This window comes from Mycobacterium sp. IDUB_19, assembly GCF_055419445.1.
In genome coordinates, this window is sequence record NZ_JBVAXR010000040.1 from 22681 (window position 1) to 43069 (window position 20389).

Sequence of the window (20389 nt, forward strand, 5' to 3'; positions counted from 1 at the left end):
ACGCGCATGTGAGACGCTGCCGAAGTGCTTGCGACGCGGACCCGGATCGTCGGCGTGCTGGTCGGTTGCCTCACCGACCTCGCACTCAACGACCCCGAACGGGGGCATCCGGTCGCGGTTTTCGGCCAAGCCGCGGCCAAGCTGGAACAGTTCACCTACCGCGACGCCAAGATCGCCGGCGCGCTGCACGTGAGCCTGGCGGTCGGCACGGTGGGGCTACTCGGAACGGCGGTGCAGCAGGTCGCCGAACGACGGAACCCGCTCTGGTCGATCGCCGCCACCGCCACGGCCACCTGGGTCGCGCTGGGCGGAACTTCGCTGGCGCGCACCGGCCTGGAAATGGCGCAGCTGCTCGATCGCAACGACATCGAGGGCGCACGACGACTGCTGCCGTCGTTGTGCGGACGCGATCCGGCCCGGCTGGACGCCGCGGGCCTGACCCGGGCGGCGCTGGAATCCGTCGCCGAGAACACCTCCGACGCCCAGGTGGCGCCGCTGCTGTGGGCGACCGCCGGCGGGGTGCCCGCCGTGCTCGTCTACCGCGCCGTCAACACCCTGGACGCGATGATCGGCCACCGCTCGCCGCGCTATATCCGATTCGGTTGGGCCGCAGCACGATTAGATGATCTTGCCAACTACATCGCCGCCCGGGTGACCGCGGTGCTGGTGGTGTTGTGCGCCCCGTTCGTCGGCGGATCGCCGGCGGGTGCGGCCGGGGCCTGGCGTCGCGACGCGGTCCGTCATCCCAGTCCCAACGCCGGGGTCGTCGAGGCGGCCTTCGCCGGGGCGCTGGGCGTGCGGCTTGGCGGTCCCACGCAGTATCACCACGAGCTGCAGATTCGTCCCACCCTGGGCGACGGGCGACAGCCCACCGCGGCCGATCTGCGCCGGGCGGTGGGGCTGTCGCGGATCGTGCAGCTGGCCGCCGCTTTGTTGCTGGCCGTGCCATCGAGTGTGCATTGGCGGCGCTGAGTGTGCGGGTAGGGCGTCCTCAGCGCACACTCAACGGCGGCGGCCGTAGCGGTCGGCGAGTTTCTCCTCGACGGTCATCGGAGTTTCGGTCGCCTTCGCTTGCTTTTCTTGGCGTCGGACCCGGATCTCGGAGTAGGCGAAATAGCCCAGCCCGATCGGAGCCAGGATGCCGAACGAAATCCACTGGATGCCGTAGGACAGGAACGGCCCGGCGTCCAGGTGCGGCACGCCGATCACACCGAGCCCGCCGGGCTGGTTTTCGACCAGTTGCAGATAGGATCCGGCCAATGGGACCTTGGTCAGCACCGAGACCTGTTGGGTGCTGATCGAATACACCTGCTGCACACCGTCTCTGGAGAACGGTTCCTTGTCCGCAACCACCGGCTCGGAGTCTCGCAGCCGTGCCGTGATGGTAACCGTGTCTTGCGGCGGGCGGGGGATCGGCGGGACGTGCGAGCCGGGCTCGGGACGCACGTAACCTCGATCGACGAGCACGGTCGGCCCGTCGTCGACGGCGAACGGGACCAGCACCTCAAAGGCCTGATCTCCCTCGACGACTCGCAGGCGGGCCAGCACCTCGACGTCGGGCAGGTAGTGCCCGGTTGCGGTCACCCGCCGCCACTGCTCAGCCGGTGCGGACGAATCCTGCTGCGGCAACAAGGTTTTCAACGGCACCGGTGAGGTATTCAGAGAGTTCTCGATCTGCTGGTTCTCCCGTGACGTGCGGGTGTTCTTTCCCAGCTGCCACGGCGCGAGCACCATGAAACACAGGTAGGTGAAGGCGATGACCACCAGGATCAGCGCTATCCAACCTGGGCGTAGCAGGAACGCGAAGCGACGCATCAACCGTGCCCGTTTTGCGCTAGTTGCTCGTCCACCCAGTCGTGCAGGCCGGGCAACGCGGCCTCGATGACCGCCAAAACCTCTTCGAAGTCGGCGTGGTCACCGTAGTAGGGATCCTCGACGTCGAGGGCGTGGGCGCCCGAGCGCGGGTCGAAGGAGCGCAGCATCCTGACCCGGTCACTGTCGACACCGAGCTGCTGCAGAATTCGAAGATGGTTGCGGCCCAGGGCAACCACCAGATCGGCGCCCAGGTGGTCGTCGTCGACCTGCGCGGCGCGATGGTCGGTGGGGTAGCCGTGGGCACGCAGGACCTTGGCCGCCCGCTCGTCGGCGCAATCGCCGACATGCCAGTTGCCGGTGCCCGCACTGGTTACCCGTACCGCGTCGGCAAGACCGCGCTGCCGCAGCTGGTCGGCGAACATCTTCTCGGCCATCGGCGAGCGGCAGATGTTGCCGGTGCAGACGAAGGTCACGTGCAGCTCAGACACCCAGCGCCCTCCGCAGCTCGGAGATGGTCGCCGCATGTGTCACGCCGGTCGCGGCGAAGCCGTCGGCGAAATCGGCCTTGCCGTAGCCCCAGCCGACCACCACGGTGTCGATGCCGTGGGCGGCTGCCCCGTCGACGTCGTGGCTGCGGTCGCCGACCATCAGCACTCGTGCGGGCAGCGGCTGCAGCTGGGCCAGCGCGTGGGCCAGCACCTCCTCCTTGCTCCTGCGCGAGCCGTCCGGGCACGCGCCGGCGATGACCTCGAAATACTGGTCGAGGTCGAAGTGGGCAAGGATGCGGCGCGCCGTCGGTTCCAGCTTGGAGGTCGCCACGGCCAGCCGCACACCGGCGGCGTGCAGATCTGCCAGCAGCGCCTCGATCCCATCGAACAGGCTGTTGATCGCCCAGCCCCGGGCGCCGTACTCGGTGCGGAACGCCGCGAACGCCGCCTCGGCATCCTCGCCAAGGCCCATCGTGTGGAAGGTTTCGTCCATGGGCGGCCCGACGATCTGTGCGGCCAGGTCGCCCTCGGGCACCGGGGCGCCGATATGGCTGAGCGCATGCAGGAAGCTGGTGACGATCCCTTCCGCGGAATCGGTCAGGGTGCCGTCGAGATCGAAGATCACCAGCTGTGCCGCCGGCCCGTCGGCTGAAACTGCTCCTGTCACGCCACCATTCTCCTAGATGCGTCCCACCCGGTGTGACGGTGTTCGTGCCAGGCTCCCAGGGCGGCCCACTAGTGTTTCACGGATGGCGAGTCCGGAATCTATGGCGCGCTATCACGGTGACCAGGCCGCCGCGCCGGGGATGCTGGACTTCGCGGTCAACGTCCGCCATGCGCATCCGCCGCAGTGGCTGATCGAGCGGTTGGCCGCCCGGCTGCCGGACCTGGCGCGCTACCCCGGCGTCGAGGACCTGCAGCGGGCACAAGACGCGGTCGCGCGCCGGCACGGCCGGGCGCCCGATGAGGTGCTGCCGCTGGCCGGGGCCGCGGAGGGGTTCGCCTTGCTGCCCAACTTGCGGCCGGCGCTGGCGGCGGTCATCGCGCCCTCGTTCACCGAGCCGGCCGTCGCGCTCAGCGCCGCCGGCGTGCCGGTGCACCACGTCGTCCTCGAGCCGCCCTTCGGGCTCGACGGCGTGTTGAAGGCGGGGATTGTGCCCGAGGCCGCCGACCTGGTGGTGGTGGGCAACCCGACCAACCCGACCTCGGTGCTGCACCGCCGCGAGCAGCTTCTCGCGCTGCGCCGGCCCGGGCGGATCCTGGTGGTCGACGAGGCGTTCGCGGATTCGATTCCCGGCGAGCCGGAGTCGCTCGCCGCGGACGCGCTGCCCGACGTGCTGGTGCTGCGCAGTCTGACCAAGACCTGGGCGCTGGCCGGGTTGCGGGTGGGCTACGCCCTAGGCGCGCCAGAGGTTTTGGCGCGTTTAACCGCTCAGCGCGCGCACTGGCCGGTGGGCACGCTGCAATTGGCGGCCATCGTCGCCTGCTGTGCCGCCGACGCGGTCGCCGACGCGCAAGCCGAGGCCGCGCGGCTGGCCCAACTGCGCAGCGAGATGGTGATCGCTCTGACATCGGTGGGCGCCGACGTGGTCGACGGCCAGGCTCCGTTTGTGCTTTTCCGCAACCCTGAAGCAGTTCGCATACGAAATTACCTGCACGACAAGGGGATTGCGGTGCGCCGCTGTGACACGTTCGTCGGACTGGACGAGCGCTATCTGCGGGCGGCGGTACGCCGGGAGTGGCCGCTGCTGGTCCAGGCGATCTCCGAGGCCATGCCCGTCTCGAACAGCGGGAGGCTCCGGTGAGCGTACGGCTGTCCGAGGTCATCGAAGTGTTGGACGAGGCTTACCCGCCGCGCCTTGCCAAGTCATGGGATTCGGTCGGCCTGGTGTGCGGCGACCCCGACGACATGCTGGACTCGGTCACGATTGCCGTCGATGCCACGCCGGCGGTTGTCGACGAAGTCCCCGAAGCCGGCTTGCTGTTGGCTCACCACCCGTTGCTGCTGCGCGGGGTCGATACGGTCGCGGCCAGCACGCCCAAGGGTGCGCTTGTGCATCGGTTGATCCGAAATGGGCGCTCGCTGTTCACCGCACACACCAACGCCGACTCGGCATCGCCCGGTGTCTCCGACGCGCTGGCGGATGCGCTTGGCCTGACCGTCGAAGCCGTGCTCGAACCGCTGCCGGACACGGCCGATCTCGACAAATGGGTCATCTATGTGCCGCGCGAGAACACAGCAGCGGTGCAGGCGGCCCTGTTTGAGGCCGGCGCCGGCCACATCGGCGACTACTCGCACTGCAGCTGGAGCGTCAGTGGCATCGGGCAGTTCCTGCCGCACGACGGAGCGACACCCGCGGTCGGCAGCGTCGGCACCGTTGAGCATGTGGACGAGGACCGGGTCGAGGTCGTCGCACCGGCGCGGATCCGGGCTGCGGTGCTGGCGGCGATGCGCGCCGCCCATCCCTATGAAGAGCCCGCGTTCGACATCTTGGCCCTGGTACCCGCGCCCGGTGACGCCGGATTGGGGCGCATCGGCACGCTGTCCCAACCCGAATCGTTGCGCGCCTTCGTCTCCCGTGTCAGTGCCGCGTTGCCGCAGACATCCTGGGGGGTGCGCGCCTCCGGCGACCCCGACATGATGGTGTCGCGTGTCGCCGTCTGCGGCGGCGCCGGTGACTCGCTGCTGAGCATCGCGGCCCGCGCCGACGTACAGGCTTACCTGACGGCCGATCTGCGGCATCACCCCGCCGACGAGCATCGCCGGGGCTCGGAGGTTGCGCTGATCGACGTCGCACACTGGGCCAGCGAATTCCCTTGGTGCGCACAAGCCGCCGAGGTGCTGCGGTCCAGCTTCGGCGAGGCGCTGCCGGTGCGCGTGTCCGCCACGCGCACCGACCCTTGGAACATGGGGCACCTATGCCACGAGACATCTGGAGATCGATCATGAAAGCCGAAGTGGCACAGCAGCGTTCGCTGTTAGAGTTGTCCGAGCTCGATGCCGAGCTGTCCCGAATCGCACACCGGGCCACCCGTTTGCCGCAATTGGAGGCCATTGAGCGGATGCGCGGCGAACACGACGCCGCCAACGACCGGCTGGGCGCAGTGCGAATCGCGTTGGAGGACTTGGACGCTCAGGTTTCTCGTTACGAGTCGGAGATCGCGGCGGTGCGCCAGCGCGAAGACCGCGACCGGTCGTTGCTCACGTCGGGGGCAACCGATGCCAAGCAGCTGGCGGATCTGCAGCACGAACTGGAAACGTTGGTTCGCCGTCAGACCAGTCTGGAAGATTCGCTGCTGGAAGTCATGGAACGCCGTGAGGAGTTGCAGGGCCAGCTGACCACCGAGTTGAGTGTCATCGAGACGCTGCAGGCCGACCTGGCCAGCGCGCAGCAAGCCCTCGATGCCGCGCTGGCCGAGATCGACGAGTCCCGCCTGGATCATGCATCGCGGCGTGACACGCTGGCCGCGGCCCTGGACCCCGGATTGTCCGCCCTCTACGAACGGCAACGCGCCGGGGGAGGACCGGGCGCCGGGCCGCTGCTGGGACACCGGTGCGGCGCCTGCCGGATCGAGATCGACCGGGGCGAACTGGCCCGCATCTCGGCGGCCGCCGACGACGACGTGGTGCGTTGCCCGGAATGCGGCGCGATCCTGTTGCGGGTCAAGGGGTCCGTGCAGTGAGGGTCGTCATCGAAGCCGACGGCGGGTCCCGTGGTAATCCGGGGCCGGCCGGATACGGCGCGGTGGTGCACACCGAGGACCGCGCGACCGTGCTGGCCGAAAGCATGCAAGCCATCGGCCGGGCGACCAACAACGTCGCCGAATACCGAGGACTTATAGCCGGCTTGGAAGACGCCCTGAAGCTGGGCGCCAGGGAGGCCGACGTCTTCTTGGATTCCAAGCTGGTGGTGGAGCAGATGTCGGGGCGGTGGAAAGTCAAGCACCCCGACCTGATTGAGTTGCACGCCGAGGCCCGAAAGCTGGCGGCGCGGTTCGACTGGATTCGCTACACCTGGATGCCGCGCGACCGTAACAAGCACGCCGACCGGCTGGCCAACGAGGCGATGGACGCCGCGGCGGAGGTCATTGCCGAGGATTCTGAGTCGCCGGTTGCCGAACCCGCGAAAGCCCCGGCAACGAAAAGTGCTGCAGCGCAAACTACGTCGTCGCCCGGCTGGACCGGTGCGCGCGGTACTCCGACCAGGCTGCTGTTGCTGCGCCATGGGCAGACCGCGCTGTCGGTGCAGCGCCGCTATTCCGGGCGTGGCAACCCGGAACTGACCGACTTGGGACGTCAGCAGGCGCAAGCCGCGGCGCGGTATCTGGCCGAGCGTGGTGGCATCGCCGCGGTGGTCTCCTCGCCATTGCAACGCGCCTACGACACCGCGGCGGCGGCCGCCAAAGCGCTCGGCCTGGACGTGACCGTGGACGACGACTTGATCGAGACCGATTTCGGTGGCTGGGAGGGGCTGACGTTCGCCGAGGCGGCCGAACGCGATCCCGAACTACACACGCGCTGGCTGCGCGACACCAGCACGGAGCCGCCGGGCGGCGAGAGCTTCGACGCCGCACTCGAGCGGGTGTGCCGGGCGCGGGAACGGATCGTCGACACCTATCAAGGCGCGACCGTCCTTGTCGTATCGCATGTCACGCCGATCAAGATGTTGTTGCGACTCGCGTTGGATGCCGGACCCGGAATCCTGTACCGACTGCATCTCGACCTGGCATCCTTGAGTATCGCTGAGTTTTATTCGGACGGCGTATCTTCGGTGCGACTCGTGAATCAAACGGGCTATCTCTAGCCGTCAAGGAGCCACAGATGCCGCCGCCTGAGCAATCCGATGAATCGCGGGACCCCGTTCCCGCCGATATCCGGGCGCAGGTGATGCCGGCGGTGCTCGACGAGTTGGCCCGCTGGGGCGTCGAGCGTTTCAGCGTTGAGGCTTTGGCCGAGCGCCACCGCCTCGATGCCGGGATGATTTACCGCCACTGGGGCGATCGTCAACGGCTGATCGTGGATGCCGCGCTTGCTGACCTCGAGTCCTGGGATGCCGCAACGGACACGGGCTCGTTGCGCGGGGACCTGGAGGCATTGGCCCGCAATATGACCGCGCGCATCAACACCGAGGTCGGCCGCACCTTCCTGCGGGCGTTGGTGATGGGGCACGGTGGACGTCACGACGAAGAGACCCGAATGATGTTTTGGCGGAAACGTTTCGCCGTGGTCCGCACGGTGATAGACCGGGCCAGGGACCGCGGCGAATTGCGCGACGGGGTAAGCACACTGGCTGCCGTGCAGATTGTGATGGCGCCGATCAACATTCGCGCGCTGTACTCGGACGCTCTCATCGACGAGGAGTATTGCGCGGCCATTGTCGACATGGCCTGGCACGCGATCGCCCGCAGATAGGGCAGGCCTGCGCGCCCACTCGATGGGGCCAAATTCCACACCGGCCTCGCCGCCGAACGTGCTCTGAGGGCGAGATTTAGGCGATTTTCTCAGCCTCAGAGCACGTTCGGCAGTGCCAAGTTCAGCGCGTGAGGGTGATGGCCTGCTCCGGGCAGTTTCGCTCCCCGACAGCGGCCTGTGCTTCGAGCTCGCCGGAGACATCCTCGACGAGGACGACGGAGTGGCCGACCTCGTCGGCATCGAAGACTTCGGGCGCCAGGCTGTAGCAGCGTCCGTGGCCGGTACACAGGTCAGGGTCGACTGCTACGTGAGTCATGACGCCGGGAAGATCAGCGGCAGCGACTCCACCGATCTCAGCGCGGCCGTGTAGGTCAGTTCGGTGCCGGGTTTGATCTCGTAATCCGGTATGCGCCTGTGGAATTCGCGCAGCGCCACCCGTAGTTCCATCCGGGCGAGATGAGATCCCAAACAACGGTGTGGGCCGCCGCCGAACGCGCGGTGGCGGTTCGGGCTGCGGTTGAAGTCCACTACCTCGGGGTCGGGGAACTCGGCGGGGTCAGTGTTGGCCGCGCCGAGTAGCGGGCTGACCCGTTCACCCTTGCTGATCGGGCATCCGCCCACCTCGACGTCTTGCATCGCGATCCGGACGACACCGGGTACTGGTGTCTCCCAACGCAATAACTCCTCGATCGCATGCGGCAGAACATCGGGCTCGGAGACGAGCTGATGACGGTGGTCGGGGTGGCGCGCCAGGTACACGAAGAAGCAGTCCAGTGAGTCGGTGACCGTGTCCAGCCCCGCGATCAGGAAAAGGAAGCAGATGTCGAGCAGCTCGTCGCGCGACAGCGGTTGCCCGGCGACCTCGGCCGCGATCATCGCGGACAGCACGTCGTCGCGTGGACTGGCGATGTGGTCGTCGATGGCGCGGTCGAAGTAGTCGTAGATCTGTTGTGCCACCGGCGCCGAGGCTTCGTGGCGGCGGTCGTAGCCGGAGTCGCCCTCTGGGCGGATCACCCCGTCCTTCCACAGCAGAAACTGGTCGAGGTCTTCCAGCGGCAGGCCGAGCAACTGGAGGAAAACGGTGCACGGCAGCGGTACCGCGAACTCCTCGTGGAAGTCGCATTCGCCCCGGCCCGCGAACCGGTCGATCATCTCGTTGACCAGCTCGGTCACCTGCGGCTCACGTCGGGCCATCTCACGCGGAGTGAACAACGGATCGAGTACGCGGCGGTACTTCGCGTGCTCGGGCGGATCGATTTGCAGCGGAATGAGCGGTCGAATGTTGCCCAGGTCGACCGCATCCATGTTGGACGAGAACAGGTCAGTGTGCTTGAGCGCCATCTCGATGTCGGACAGGCGGCTGAGCACGACCGCCTGTGGCGACCGGAACACCGGGGTCGTCTCGCGCAGCGCCTTGTACATGGGTTGCGGCTCCGCCACGCCCGTTACCGCCTGGTCGACGTAAGCATCGGCTTCTGTCATGCGGTCAGCGTCGCACCAACTTCTTATTTAGGCAATGATTAACATAATTGGGCAATAGCCAGAGGTCGAGGACCGGGTGCCCATACCCGCTGGCCAGGAGATTGACCAGCGAGTACGGTGTTCGTGCGGACGAGTTGGCTGGGCGGCCGCGGCTCGTGCTCATGCAGCAACGAGTCGAGGAAAGTCCGGACTTCACAGAGCAGGGTGATTGCTAACAGCAATCCGAGGCGACTCGCGGGAAAGTGCCACAGAAAACAAACCGCCACCCTCGCGGTGGTAAGGGTGAAACGGTGCGGTAAGAGCGCACCAGCATCCCGGGTGACCGGGGTGGCTAGGCAAACCCCACCCGAAGCAAGGTCAAGAAGGCCGCACCGAAAGGTGCGGCCGCGCAGGCGATCGAGGGTTGCTCGCCCGAGCCTGCGGGTAGACCGCTTGAGGCACCCGGCAACGGTGTGTCCAGATGGATGGTCGCCGCCGTGCCGCCGTTGCTTACGCCGCGGCGGTGGGGAACAGAATCCGGCTTACAGGCCAACTCGTCCGCCCCAAGTCAGCGCGCTTTTTTCACCGACTTGTCGAGTTTGTGTAATGCCTCGTCGAGCTGCTGACGGCAGCTCTCGGCCAGGTCGGCCTCCTGCTGGTAGAGCAGACCGTAGGTGAACGTGTCTTCGCCCGCGGCGTAGGCGGCGTCGGCTTGCTGAGCCAAGTGGTCACGGCTGACCACGCTGTCTTGATGATCGCCCAGCAGCGTCTGGATGGCCTTGGCCTGCTTGGACACGTTGTCCGCGCCGGTCGCCGCGGCGGTGTAGCGAAGTCGCTTGGCGCGCTTGCGAATCGCGTGCAGCGCCTCGTCACGATCTTGCTCGAGGTCGTGGTCTTCGTCGTCCTGCTGGTCCTCGTCGGCGGCTGGCTCGACGTGATCCTCGTGGGCGACTTGGTCCGCTTGGGCGGCGGCCTTTGCGGCCTTGCGTACCTTCTTGTAGGCGGCGTCGATGGTGACCGACGCCGGTTGCTCGCCGGCGGCGGTGGCGGGGCTTTCGGCCACGATCGAATCGAGCGCGTCGAGCAGCCGGAAGTAGCGCTCCGAGCGCATCGCGATCAATGACCGCCGCAACCCGGACTGGTAGCGGCGTTTGGCGCCCTCGATCAGGCGGTCGCGCACCGGTCCACGCACCAGCTCGGGTGCCAGCCGATCCAGCTCTTGCTCATAGCGCTGCGCGAGCACCTCGGCATCGCGTGCCACACCCAAGACACCGCCGAGCTCGCGCAGTTCGTCGAGCACCCAGGCGTATGCGCCGTCGGACAATCCGTGCGACGCTTCGGCGTCCTTCAGCAGGCTGCGGATCTTGCGCACGGTGACCCGCATCTGGTGCACGGAGTCGAAGACGTCGGCGCGCACCGCGCGATCCCACACCACGAGCTCATCGACTTGCTCGGCCACCGCGCGCTGTACCGGGTCTTCGGCTGGCCGGGTGCCGTTGGACTGCAACGTCGTCCCGAGCACCCGGGCGAGCTTGGACGCATGACCGGCGGGTTCGCCGCCGGCATCCAGGAGCCGGTTGCTCAGCCGATTCAGCAGCTCGGTGTCCGCTGTCCGACGTGATTCGTCGAGCTCTAGTTCCCACTCGCGCCACTCTTGTTCGAGGGGCCCCGAGTCGGGGCCATCGGTATCACCGGCCGACCACGCGCGGACGTGGTCGTTGCTGAACTCCGCGAACGGAGCATCGTCAATGCCGTAGAGCACCTGGCTCTCGCGTTGAGTCGTGATCCGGGCGACCGGTTTGAGCGGTCGGTCGCGAACAATCGCCAACACCACGTCCAGCAGCTCGCTGGGGACGGGGTCGTCGTCCGCGGAGCCCAGCGGTGCGCGGATCTCGGTGCGGGCGTCGGGTCCGGCCGGCAACTTCAGGTGCCAGCCGGCGTCGTGGCCACCGGTACGGCGCCGCAGAGTGATCTTGTTTCGCGCGAGATCCTGCGTCTGCGTGTCGAAGTACATCGCGTCCAGCGATTGCGTCGGCAACTTCTCTACCCGGGCCACCGCCGCGATGCCTTCGAACGACGGTGAGACCGTGGATTCGAGGACGTCGAACTTGCGCTCCACCTCGAGATGGCGCGAGGGTTCTGGCATTTTTCGGCTCCGTAGGGGGCGCGTCGCCGCGGTATTACCCGGTCATCGACGCTCGTAGCAGGTTACCCATAGCGTGCCACATCGCTGTTGAACTGCCGACAGCGATCGGAGCTGCCGCGTGTCGGCCATCGTTGGCCCGGGAGAACGGATTTGGTCGGCGCGAGGCTGCCCGATCGACTACGGGGGCGGGGGTGGCGGCGGCGGTGGGTCTTCCGGCATCGGCGCGTAATCCGCCGGCGGCGGCACGTAGCGCTGGATGGCGTCGGCGACGTTGGCGCAACCGCTGACCGACACACGTCGGCCCGCGCCGACACAGACGGTGGCCTCGGCCTGCCCGGCAGAGTGAATCGCCACGATTGCGGGAATCGGGGCCATTGCCAACGCTGCCAGCAGTGCTCCGATCCAACGGCGCCGATTCATTTGCGACTCCTGTGCGCTGGGCGGATTAGAGAATTGGAGTATATCGACCCCGCCCGCTGCCACGGCGGGGTTTTGCTCGTTCGCCATATGAATGGATTTCGTCCATGGGCCGCGCCAAAACCGCTTATGGTTTGCGTGCTGGTTTCGGATCCCGGACGGAGGAGTTACCGATGGTGTTTTTCACAATCGCCACATCGCGCGCGGTCGTCGGTGGAATTGCTGCCGGGGCGGTCAGCGGCGCAATGCTTTTCGCCGCTGTTGGCCCGGCCGCAGCGGACCCCGAACCGGCGCCCCCACCGCCACCGAACTGCACGGCAGCCGATCTCGCCCAGGTGTCCTCGGGTGTCGCAGCGGCGACGTCGGTGTATCTGTTCAGCCATCCGGACGTCAACGCCTACTTCACCAGCTTAAAAGGACAGCCGCGCAACGAGATTGGCGATCAGGTCAAGCAGTACATGGATGCCAACCCGCAGACGCACGCCGACCTTGAAGGGATTCGCCAGCCGCTGACCGATTTCAAGAATCGATGCCAAATGCAGTAGCTCAGAAGCAGTGTTCGTCGGCAGGGAAAACTCCGCCAGCCACTTCTTCCGCGTATTGGGTAGCGGCCCGGCGTAATTCGTCGCCGACGTTCGCGAATCGCTTGACGAATCGCGCCGCCTTGCCACTGCTCATCCCGGCCATGTCCTGCCAGACCAAGACCTGCGCGTCGCAGTTCGGGCCCGCGCCGATCCCGACAGTCGGGATGGTCAGCTTCCCGGTGATCTGGGTGGCCAATTCGGCGGGCACCATTTCCATGACGACGGAGAACGCGCCGGCTTCGGCGACGGCGATCGCATCGTGCACGGTCTGCTCCGCGGCGTCACCGCGGCCCTGCACCTTGAAGCCGCCCAGGCTGTTGACGCTTTGCGGCGTGAAGCCGATGTGTGCCATGACCGGGATGCCGGCTGCGCTCAGGCAGGCGATCTGCTCGGCGACCCGCTCACCGCCCTCGAGCTTGACGGCGTGCGCGCCACCTTCCTTCATGAACCGGGTGGCGGCGGCGAGCGCGGCGGCGGGTCCGGCCTCATAGCTGCCGAACGGCAGGTCCGCGACGACCAGGGCGTGCGGCGCCCCTCGGACAACGCCGCGAACCAGCGGGATCAGTTCGTCGATGGAGACCGGCACCGTGGTGTCGTAGCCGTACACGACGTTCGCCGCCGAGTCACCGACCAGCAACACCGGGATGCCGGCGTCGTCGAAGACGCGGGCGGTCGAATAGTCGTAGGCCGTGAGCATGGCCCACTTGTGGCCTTCGGCCTTCATTTTCTGCAGGTGGTGGGTGCGGATCTTGGTCCGGGGCGCTGATGACCCCGCGTTGGCACCGTAAACGTTCTGCTCAGACATCATTGTCCCTAAATGTGGTCGGGTCGATCCTCGTGGCCATGAAGGTCCCCGGGTTCGTCTGACTTCTGTCATTCTGCCATCTCTTCTGCGCAGTTGCACCGTCGCGGGAGTGTGAGACGTGCCATTCGAGTTCGCGGCCGAGATGGAAGAACCGCTGGTAGTCGCGTGGCAACCGGGCGGCGGTGGCCGCTCACGAAAGTCTCAGGTTGTCTCTGGCAGCATGTGTTGGCATGGGTCTGACTCGCCGCGACAAGATCGCGCGCATGCTGGTTGTCTCGACAGCGATCGCTGCCGTGGCGCTGCTTCTGGGGGGCTGCGTGCGCGTTGTCGGCGGACACCCACTGATGGCAGGGCCCAAATTGGGGCAGCCGGTTGAGTGGACACCATGCCGGGCGGCCAGCGGATCGGTGAAGCTTCCGGGCGGCGCCATGTGCGGCAGGCTCGCCGTGCCCGTCGACTACGACCACCCGGGCGGCGACGTCGCGACGCTGGCGATGATTCGTTTCCCGGCGACCGGGGACAAACTCGGCTCGCTGGTGATCAACCCAGGCGGGCCCGGCGAGTCCGGTATCGAGGCCGCGCTGGGCGTCGTGCAGACGCTGCCCAAGCGGGTCCGCGAGCGGTTCGACCTGGTCGGGTTCGACCCACGCGGTGTGGCATCGTCGCGGCCGGCGATCTGGTGTAACTCCGACGCCGACAACGACAAGCTGCGCACCGAACCGAATGTCGACTACAGCCCCGCCGGTGTCGCGCACATGGAGGACGAGACCAAACAGTTCGTCGGCCGTTGCGTCGACAAGATGGGCAAGGATTTTCTGGCCAACGTCGGGACGGTGAATGTCGCCAGGGATTTGGACACCATCCGTGCGGCGCTGGGCGACGACAAGCTGACCTACCTGGGCTACTCATACGGCACCCGGATCGGGTCGGCCTACGCCGAGGCGTTTCCGCACAACGTGCGGGCGATGATCCTCGACGGCGCCGTCGACCCCAACGCCGATCCGATCGAAGCCGATCTGCGTCAGGCCAAGGGATTTCAGGACGCGTTCAACGACTACGCCACCGACTGCGCGAAGCAGTCGAACTGCCCGCTGGGCACCGATCCGTCCAAGGCCGTCGACGTCTACCACAGCCTGGTCGACCCGCTGGTCGACCCGAACAATCAAATGGTCGGCAGGCCGGCGCCCACCAAGGACCCGCGCGGGCTGAGCTACAGCGACGCCATCGTCGGCACGATCATGGCGCTGTACTCGCCGACGCTGTGGCATCACCTCACCGACGGCCTCAGTGAACTGGCCAATCACCATGGCGACACCCTGCTCGCCCTGGCCGATATGTATATGCGCCGCGACCCGAAGGGTCACTACACCAACGCCACCGACGCGCGGGTCGCGATCAACTGCGTTGACCAGCCGCCAGTTACCGACCGCGCCAAGGTAATTGACGAGGACCGCCGCTCCCGCGAGATCGCCCCGTTCATGAGCTACGGGAAGTTCACCGGTGACGCGCCGCTGGGCACCTGCGCGTTCTGGCCGGTGCCGCCCACCAGCAAGCCGCACGCCGTCTCGGCGCCCGGCCTGGCCCCGACCGTCGTGGTGTCGACCACGCACGACCCGGCGACGCCCTACAAGGCCGGCGTTGAACTGGCGAACCAGCTGCGCGGCTCGCTGCTGACCTTCGACGGCACCCAGCACACGGTTGTCTTCCAGGGCGACAGTTGTGTCGACGACTACGTGACGGCGTATCTGATCGGCGGCACCACGCCGCCGAGCGGCGCCAAGTGCTAGCGGCCGCCGCGCGCTGTCGCCCCGAGCCCGAGATCAAGGCGTGACCGATTCGCGCCGTCACGGGTATTCGAAGCTGCCACGATTGACATCCATGTCGCGCCTGAGATCGCTGAGCTCGGCGCTGCTGTCGTTAGGCCTGTTGCTCGCAGTGCAACCGGCGCTGCCCAGGGCCGGTGCAACGCCGGAACCCGGCGCCGGTCAGACCCCGAACCCGGCGCCGCCGGCCGCGGCGTCGACGCTGAACTGGGGCAGTTGCAGCCAAGTTCTCACCGACAGCAGCGACGTCCCCACCGCACAGTGCACCACCGTGTCGGTCCCGATCGACTACAACAATCCCACTGGGGCACAGGCGAAGTTGGCGGTGATCCGGGTGCCGGCCACCGGCCAGCGGATCGGGTCGCTGTTGATCAACCCGGGCGGACCTGGCGGGTCGGCCGTCGACATGGTGGCCGGGATCGCCCCGGATCTGCAGAACACCGACATCACCCGGCACTTCGACCTGGTCGGCTTCGACCCGCGGGGCGTGGGCCACTCCACCCCGTCGCTGCGCTGCCGCACCGATGCCGAGTTCGACGCCTACCGAACCGAACCGATGGTCGACTACAGCCCGGCGGGTGTGGCGCACATCGAACAGATCAACCGGCAATTGGCTCAGGAATGCGTGAACAAGATGGGCAAGGGGTTCTTGGCCAACGCCGGCACCGCGGCCGTCGCGCGCGATATGGACATGGTGCGTCAGGCGCTGGGTGAGGATCAGATCAACTACCTCGGCTACAGCTATGGCACCGAACTGGGCACCGCATACCTGGAACATTTCGCCGATCACGTGCGCACGATGGTGCTCGACGGTGCCATCGACCCGACGGTCGACCCCGTCCAGGAAAACATCAGCCAGACCGCGGGATTCCAAACGGCTTTCAACGATTACGCCGCGGACTGCGCCCGCTCGCCGGCCTGCCCGTTGGGTACCGACCCGGCCCAGTTCGTGAACCGCTACCACGCCCTGATCGACCCGCTCGTCGCGAAGCCGGGCCGTACCTCGGACCCGCGCGGCCTGAGCTACGCCGATGCGACCACCGGCACGATCAACGCTCTTTACACCCCGCAGCATTGGAAGTACCTGACGAGCGGTCTGCTCGGGTTGCAGCGCGGCACCGACGCGGGCGACCTGCTGCTGCTCGCCGACGATTACCAAGGCCGCGACAAGCAAGGGCACTACGACAACGACCAGGACGCGTTCAACGCTGTCCGATGTGTCGACGCGCCGGCGCCGACGGACCCGGCGACCTGGGTGTCGGCCGATCAACAGATCCGCCAGGTCGCGCCGTTCTTGAGCTACGGGCAATTCACCGGCGACGCTCCCCGCGATCTGTGCGCACTGTGGCCGGTACCGGCGACGTCCGCACCACATACCGCCGCGCCGGCGGCGCTCGGCAAGGTCGTCGTGGTCTCCACGACGCACGATCCGGCGACGCCGTATCAGGCAGGGGTGAGCCTGGCCGATCAGTTAGGTGCCCCACTGATCACTTTCGACGGAACCCAGCACACCGCGGTGTTCGGTGGCAACGAGTGCGTCGATAACGCGGTGATTCGCTACTTCGTCACCGGGGCGGTGCCGCCGGCGTCGTTGCATTGCCAGCCCTGAGTTTCACCTGGTGAACGCGTCGTGCATGCCCTGATTGATCCGGTCTTCGCTCGTCTGGCCGGGGGCCGGGGGCGGCGTCTGGCAAGTGCAGGTGAGGTCGTTGAACGCGGGGTCCGCGATCACCGGCGCGGCCTGACTTGCGGCTTGCCCCATCACGACACCGATACCGATAGCTCCAACGGCTAGAAGTTTGGTGATCACGTTCAATACCTCCTGCTGATGCGACGTGCCTTGTGTAACCATATTAACCGGTTACACATTCCAGCCTGGGGGCGGCGTGCTGGACGACCGCGGAACCCGGTGTTGCTCACAGCGCCCGACGGTACGGATTCGTCGCTGAACCGGCGCTGAGAAATCATCGGAATTCGGCCTGTAGCAGCATTTTGTGCATACCGGCGAGATCCTCGCCACGAGTTCTAGGGCTTTTGACGGTATTTGCTGTAGTAGCCCAGCGACGTTCCTGGCGCCGCTGGTCCTGACTGGGAACAGTGCGGCGGTGCGCCCGGTGGCGTCGGCGTCGTGCCGAAGCAACGACACGGCGAGACGGCGGTCCCAAATGAGAGGGCCGGCAAAGTGGCGAGCGGAGTGTTTGCGCTGGTGGCTGTAACAGGGATGCCGAGTACTAAGCACCCGTGTAACACGGAATTAACAGCACTTGCCTAATGTTCGCTGTATGGATCGACAGAAGGAATTCGTCCTCCGCACGTTGGAGGAGCGGGACATTCGCTTCGTCCGGCTTTGGTTCACGGATGTGCTCGGCTACCTCAAGTCGGTCGCCATCGCCCCGGCCGAACTCGAGGGTGCCTTCGAGGAAGGCATCGGTTTCGACGGATCCTCGATCGAGGGTTTTTCGCGGGTCTCGGAATCCGACACCGTGGCCAACCCCGACCCGTCGACCTTCCAAGTGCTGCCTTGGGCGTCGCCCAGCGGCCACCACCACTCGGCGCGGATGTTCTGCGACATCACCATGCCGGACGGCTCGCCGTCCTGGGCGGACCCGCGGCACGTGCTTCGCCGCCAGCTGCAGAAGGCCAACGACCTGGGTTTCTCCTGCTATGTGCACCCGGAAATCGAATTCTTCCTGCTGAAGCCCGGACCCAACGACGGAACGCCGCCCATCCCGGTCGACAACGCCGGCTACTTCGACCAGGCGATCCACGACTCCGCGTCCAACTTCCGCCGCCATGCCATCGAAGCGTTGGAGTTCATGGGCATCTCGGTGGAGTTCAGCCACCACGAGGGTGCGCCCGGCCAGCAGGAGATCGACCTGCGCTTCGCCGACGCGCTGTCCATGGCCGACAACGTGATGACGTTCCGGTACGTGATTAAAGAAGTCGCGATCGAAAATGGTGCGCGAGCATCTTTCATGCCCAAGCCATTCGGGGAACACCCGGGCTCGGCCATGCACACCCACATGAGCCTGTTCGAGGGCGACGTCAATGCCTTCCACAGTCCCGACGATCCACTGCAGCTCTCGGATGTCGGCAAGTCGTTCATCGCCGGGATCCTCGAGCATGCCTCCGAGATCAGCGCGGTCACCAATCAGTGGGTCAACTCTTACAAGCGCCTGGTGCATGGCGGCGAAGCGCCGACCGCGGCGTCGTGGGGTGCGGCCAACCGGTCCGCCCTGGTGCGGGTGCCGATGTACACGCCGCACAAGACGTCGTCACGGCGCATCGAGGTTCGCAGCCCCGACTCGGCGTGCAACCCGTACCTGGCGTTCGCCGTGCTGCTGGCCGCCGGACTGCGCGGCGTGGAGAAGGGATACGTGCTGGGGCCGCAGGCCGAGGACAACGTATGGGACCTCACCCCCGAAGAGCGTCGCACGATGGGCTACCGCGAGCTGCCCACCAGCCTCGACAGTGCACTACACGCTATGGAAGCCTCCGAGCTTGTCGCGGAAACGTTGGGGGAGCACGTGTTTGACTTCTTCTTACGCAACAAGCGCACGGAATGGGCGAAATACCGCAGCCACGTCACGCCATTCGAGCTGAGCACCTACCTGTCGCTGTAGCGCACACGGGCCGCCGGTTGGTCTGAGAGATCGTCAGGTTGCGCTACCGTTTTGGGCGTGACCAGACCCACGACCGAGCGCCCCAGGCTGCCCAGCGTCGGCCGGCTCGGGTTAGTCGATCCGCCCGCTGGTGCGCGCCTGGCTCAACTTGGCTGGACTCACGACGACAAGGCGCACGTCGACCTGCTGTGGGCGTTGTCGCGGGCACCCGACCCGGACGCCGCGCTGCGGGCACTGGTTCGGCTCGCGGAGAACCCGGACACCGGATGGGATGAACTCAACACCGCGCTGCTCAACGAACACGCCCTGCGCGGACGCCTGTTCTCGGTGCTGGGTTCGTCGCTGACCCTCGGCGACCATCTGGTCGCCAATCCGCAGTCCTGGAAACTGCTGCGGGGCAAGATCAAACTGCCCACCCACGACGAGCTGCACCAAGCGTTCATCGAGTGCGTCGAGGAAGCGTTGGCCGAGCCGAATTCGGTGGTGCCCCGATTGTCCGCCCTGTACCGCGACCACCTGCTGGTGCTCGCGGCGCTCGACCTGGCCGCAACGGTCGAGGACGAGCCGGTGGTGCCGTTCACCGTGGTCGGCGCCCAGCTGGCGGACACCGCCGACGCCGTGCTGTCGGCCTCGCTGCGCGCGGCCGAGGCCACCGTTTGCGGCGACCGCACACCGCCACGGCTGGCGGTCATCGCGATGGGCAAATGCGGTGCCCGCGAACTGAACTACGTCAGCGACGTCGACATCATCTTCGTCGCCGAGCAGGCCGACGCGCTGTCCGCCCGGGTAGCCACCGAGATGATGCGGGTGGCCTCGACGGCATGCTTCGAAGTCGACGCCGGCCTTCGGCCGGAGGGGCGCAGCGGTGAGCTGGTCCGCACGGTCGAATCGCACGTCGCCTACTACAAGCGCTGGGCGAAAACCTGGGAGTTCCAGGCCTTGCTGAAAGCCCGCGCCACCGCTGGGGATGCGGAACTCGGCAAGCGCTATCTGGCCGAATTGATGCCCATGGTCTGGATCGCCTGCGAGCGTGAGGACTTTGTGGGCGAAGTGCAGGCCATGCGGCGCCGCGTCGAGCAGCTGGTGCCGTCCGACGTCCGTTCCCGCGAGCTCAAGCTGGGCAGTGGCGGATTACGCGATGTCGAATTCGCCGTGCAGCTGCTGCAGTTGGTGCACGGCCGCGGCGACGAGTCCCTGCACGTGGCCTCCACGGTTGACGCGCTGGCCGCGCTGGGCGCGGGCGGCTACGTCGGACGCGAGGACACCGCGAACCTCACTGCGTCCTACGAGTTTCTGCGATTGCTCGAGCACCGGCTGCAGCTGCAGCGGCTCAAACGCACCCATCTGCTGCCCGAGGCCGACGACGAGGAGGCGGTGCGCTGGCTGGCGCGCGCGGCCCACATCCGTCCGGACGGCCGGCACGATGCGGCCGGGGTGCTGCGCGAGGAGCTCAAGCACCAGAACGTGCGGGTGTCCCAGCTGCACGCCAAGCTCTTCTATCAGCCCCTGCTGGAGTCGATCGGGCCCGCCGGGCTCGAGATTGCGCACGGCATGACGGCGGAAGCCGCGGAGCGGCAGCTCGCCGCGCTGGGCTACGAAGGGCCGCAGACCGCGCTCAAGCACATGTCGGCGTTGGTCAACCAGAGCGGCCGTCGCGGCCGGGTGCAGTCGGTGTTGCTGCCCAGGCTGCTGAACTGGATGTCGTACACGCCGGATCCCGACGCCGGGTTGTTGTCCTACCGGCGGCTGTCCGAGGCGCTGGCCTCGGAAACCTGGTACCTGTCCACGCTGCGCGACAAGCCGGCGGTGGCCAG

General features: G+C 66.9%; 20 protein-coding genes and 1 other RNA gene. 12 read left to right on the forward strand and 9 right to left on the reverse strand.

Going from position 1 to position 20389, the window contains the following annotated elements; all coding sequences use genetic code 11:
• Positions 1-24: 24 nt before the first annotated feature.
• The gene (locus tag ACZY0B_RS23080) at positions 25-972 is read left to right on the forward strand and encodes a cobalamin biosynthesis protein (protein WP_463766554.1); all 948 of its coding nucleotides are present in this window, start codon (positions 25-27) and stop codon (positions 970-972) included.
• 30 nt (positions 973-1002) lie between these two features.
• Here ACZY0B_RS23080 and ACZY0B_RS23085 read toward each other — a convergent pair whose 3' ends face one another.
• From ACZY0B_RS23085 to ACZY0B_RS23095, 3 genes are read right to left on the reverse strand one after another with little or no spacing between them, the layout of a single operon-like run.
• Positions 1003-1815: an SURF1 family cytochrome oxidase biogenesis protein gene (locus ACZY0B_RS23085; protein ID WP_463766555.1), complete on the reverse strand. Its 813-nt coding sequence runs from the start codon at positions 1813-1815 to the stop codon at positions 1003-1005.
• Positions 1815-2303, reverse strand: a complete 489-nt coding sequence (locus ACZY0B_RS23090) for a low molecular weight protein-tyrosine-phosphatase (RefSeq protein WP_463766556.1) — start codon at positions 2301-2303, stop codon at positions 1815-1817. The genes ACZY0B_RS23085 and ACZY0B_RS23090 overlap by 1 nt, the downstream gene beginning before the upstream one ends.
• Positions 2296-2970: an HAD-IA family hydrolase gene (locus ACZY0B_RS23095; protein ID WP_463766557.1), complete on the reverse strand. Its 675-nt coding sequence runs from the start codon at positions 2968-2970 to the stop codon at positions 2296-2298. Before ACZY0B_RS23095 ends, ACZY0B_RS23090 begins: the two co-directional genes overlap by 8 nt.
• 82 nt (positions 2971-3052) lie before the next feature.
• On the opposite strand from ACZY0B_RS23095, the gene cobC reads away from it, so the two are divergent.
• The 5 genes from cobC to ACZY0B_RS23120 are packed head-to-tail and all read left to right on the forward strand — an operon-like array spanning position 3053 to position 7716.
• Positions 3053-4108, forward strand: a complete 1056-nt coding sequence (cobC, locus tag ACZY0B_RS23100; protein WP_463766558.1) for an Rv2231c family pyridoxal phosphate-dependent protein CobC — start codon at positions 3053-3055, stop codon at positions 4106-4108.
• On the forward strand, positions 4105-5253 hold the full coding sequence (locus ACZY0B_RS23105) for a Nif3-like dinuclear metal center hexameric protein (RefSeq protein WP_463766559.1): 1149 nt from the start codon (positions 4105-4107) through the stop codon (positions 5251-5253). Before cobC ends, ACZY0B_RS23105 begins: the two co-directional genes overlap by 4 nt.
• Positions 5250-5987, forward strand: coding sequence for a zinc ribbon domain-containing protein (locus ACZY0B_RS23110; protein ID WP_463766560.1), 738 nt, complete (start codon positions 5250-5252; stop codon positions 5985-5987). Before ACZY0B_RS23105 ends, ACZY0B_RS23110 begins: the two co-directional genes overlap by 4 nt.
• Positions 5984-7108, forward strand: coding sequence for a bifunctional RNase H/acid phosphatase (locus ACZY0B_RS23115; protein WP_463766561.1), 1125 nt, complete (start codon positions 5984-5986; stop codon positions 7106-7108). The genes ACZY0B_RS23110 and ACZY0B_RS23115 overlap by 4 nt, the downstream gene beginning before the upstream one ends.
• Before the next feature lie 17 nt (positions 7109-7125).
• On the forward strand, positions 7126-7716 hold the full coding sequence (locus tag ACZY0B_RS23120; RefSeq protein WP_463766562.1) for a TetR-like C-terminal domain-containing protein: 591 nt from the start codon (positions 7126-7128) through the stop codon (positions 7714-7716).
• A gap of 121 nt (positions 7717-7837) precedes the next feature.
• Here ACZY0B_RS23120 and ACZY0B_RS23125 read toward each other — a convergent pair whose 3' ends face one another.
• Together ACZY0B_RS23125 and ACZY0B_RS23130 are read right to left on the reverse strand one after the other, a co-directional pair.
• A complete protein-coding gene (locus ACZY0B_RS23125) occupies positions 7838-8032 on the reverse strand; it encodes a ferredoxin (RefSeq protein WP_463766563.1) in 195 nt (64 codons plus the stop codon).
• Positions 8029-9198 carry a cytochrome P450 gene (locus tag ACZY0B_RS23130; RefSeq protein WP_463766564.1) on the reverse strand — a complete coding sequence of 390 codons (1170 nt, stop codon included), beginning with the start codon at positions 9196-9198 and terminating at the stop codon, positions 8029-8031. Before ACZY0B_RS23130 ends, ACZY0B_RS23125 begins: the two co-directional genes overlap by 4 nt.
• Positions 9199-9328: 130 nt before the next feature.
• On the opposite strand from ACZY0B_RS23130, the gene rnpB reads away from it, so the two are divergent.
• Positions 9329-9738: RNase P RNA component class A (rnpB, locus tag ACZY0B_RS23135), an RNA gene on the forward strand.
• Positions 9739-9745: 7 nt separating this feature from the next.
• Here rnpB and ACZY0B_RS23140 read toward each other — a convergent pair.
• Both ACZY0B_RS23140 and ACZY0B_RS23145 read right to left on the reverse strand, forming a co-directional pair.
• The gene (locus ACZY0B_RS23140) at positions 9746-11323 is read right to left on the reverse strand and encodes a CYTH and CHAD domain-containing protein (RefSeq protein ID WP_463766565.1); all 1578 of its coding nucleotides are present in this window, start codon (positions 11321-11323) and stop codon (positions 9746-9748) included.
• A 177-nt stretch (positions 11324-11500) separates the two neighbouring features.
• On the reverse strand, positions 11501-11743 hold the full coding sequence (locus ACZY0B_RS23145; protein WP_463766566.1) for a hypothetical protein: 243 nt from the start codon (positions 11741-11743) through the stop codon (positions 11501-11503).
• Positions 11744-11913: 170 nt separating this feature from the next.
• Between ACZY0B_RS23145 and ACZY0B_RS23150 the strand changes: the two genes are divergently transcribed.
• Positions 11914-12285 carry a heme-binding protein gene (locus tag ACZY0B_RS23150; RefSeq protein WP_463766575.1) on the forward strand — a complete coding sequence of 124 codons (372 nt, stop codon included), beginning with the start codon at positions 11914-11916 and terminating at the stop codon, positions 12283-12285.
• A 1-nt stretch (position 12286) separates the two neighbouring features.
• Here ACZY0B_RS23150 and panB read toward each other — a convergent pair whose 3' ends face one another.
• A complete protein-coding gene (gene panB / locus ACZY0B_RS23155; RefSeq protein WP_463766567.1) occupies positions 12287-13129 on the reverse strand; it encodes a 3-methyl-2-oxobutanoate hydroxymethyltransferase in 843 nt (280 codons plus the stop codon).
• Between the two features lie 230 nt (positions 13130-13359).
• Between panB and ACZY0B_RS23160 the strand changes: the two genes are divergently transcribed.
• Both ACZY0B_RS23160 and ACZY0B_RS23165 read left to right on the forward strand, forming a co-directional pair.
• A complete protein-coding gene (locus ACZY0B_RS23160) occupies positions 13360-14916 on the forward strand; it encodes an alpha/beta hydrolase (RefSeq protein ID WP_463766568.1) in 1557 nt (518 codons plus the stop codon).
• Positions 14917-15007: 91 nt separating this feature from the next.
• Positions 15008-16561 (forward strand): alpha/beta hydrolase, encoded by a 1554-nt coding sequence (locus tag ACZY0B_RS23165; RefSeq protein ID WP_463766569.1) that lies wholly within the window; start codon positions 15008-15010, stop codon positions 16559-16561.
• 3 nt (positions 16562-16564) lie between these two features.
• On the opposite strand, the gene ACZY0B_RS23170 is transcribed toward ACZY0B_RS23165, so the two are convergent.
• Positions 16565-16762 (reverse strand): hypothetical protein, encoded by a 198-nt coding sequence (locus ACZY0B_RS23170; protein WP_463766570.1) that lies wholly within the window; start codon positions 16760-16762, stop codon positions 16565-16567.
• A gap of 472 nt (positions 16763-17234) precedes the next feature.
• Here ACZY0B_RS23170 and glnA point away from each other — a divergent pair, with 472 nt between their 5' ends.
• Positions 17235-18575, forward strand: a complete 1341-nt coding sequence (gene glnA, locus ACZY0B_RS23175; RefSeq protein WP_463766571.1) for a type I glutamate--ammonia ligase — start codon at positions 17235-17237, stop codon at positions 18573-18575.
• Between the two features lie 51 nt (positions 18576-18626).
• A partial coding sequence (locus tag ACZY0B_RS23180) for a bifunctional [glutamine synthetase] adenylyltransferase/[glutamine synthetase]-adenylyl-L-tyrosine phosphorylase (RefSeq protein WP_463766572.1) occupies positions 18627-20389 on the forward strand: 1763 nt, incomplete at its 3' end.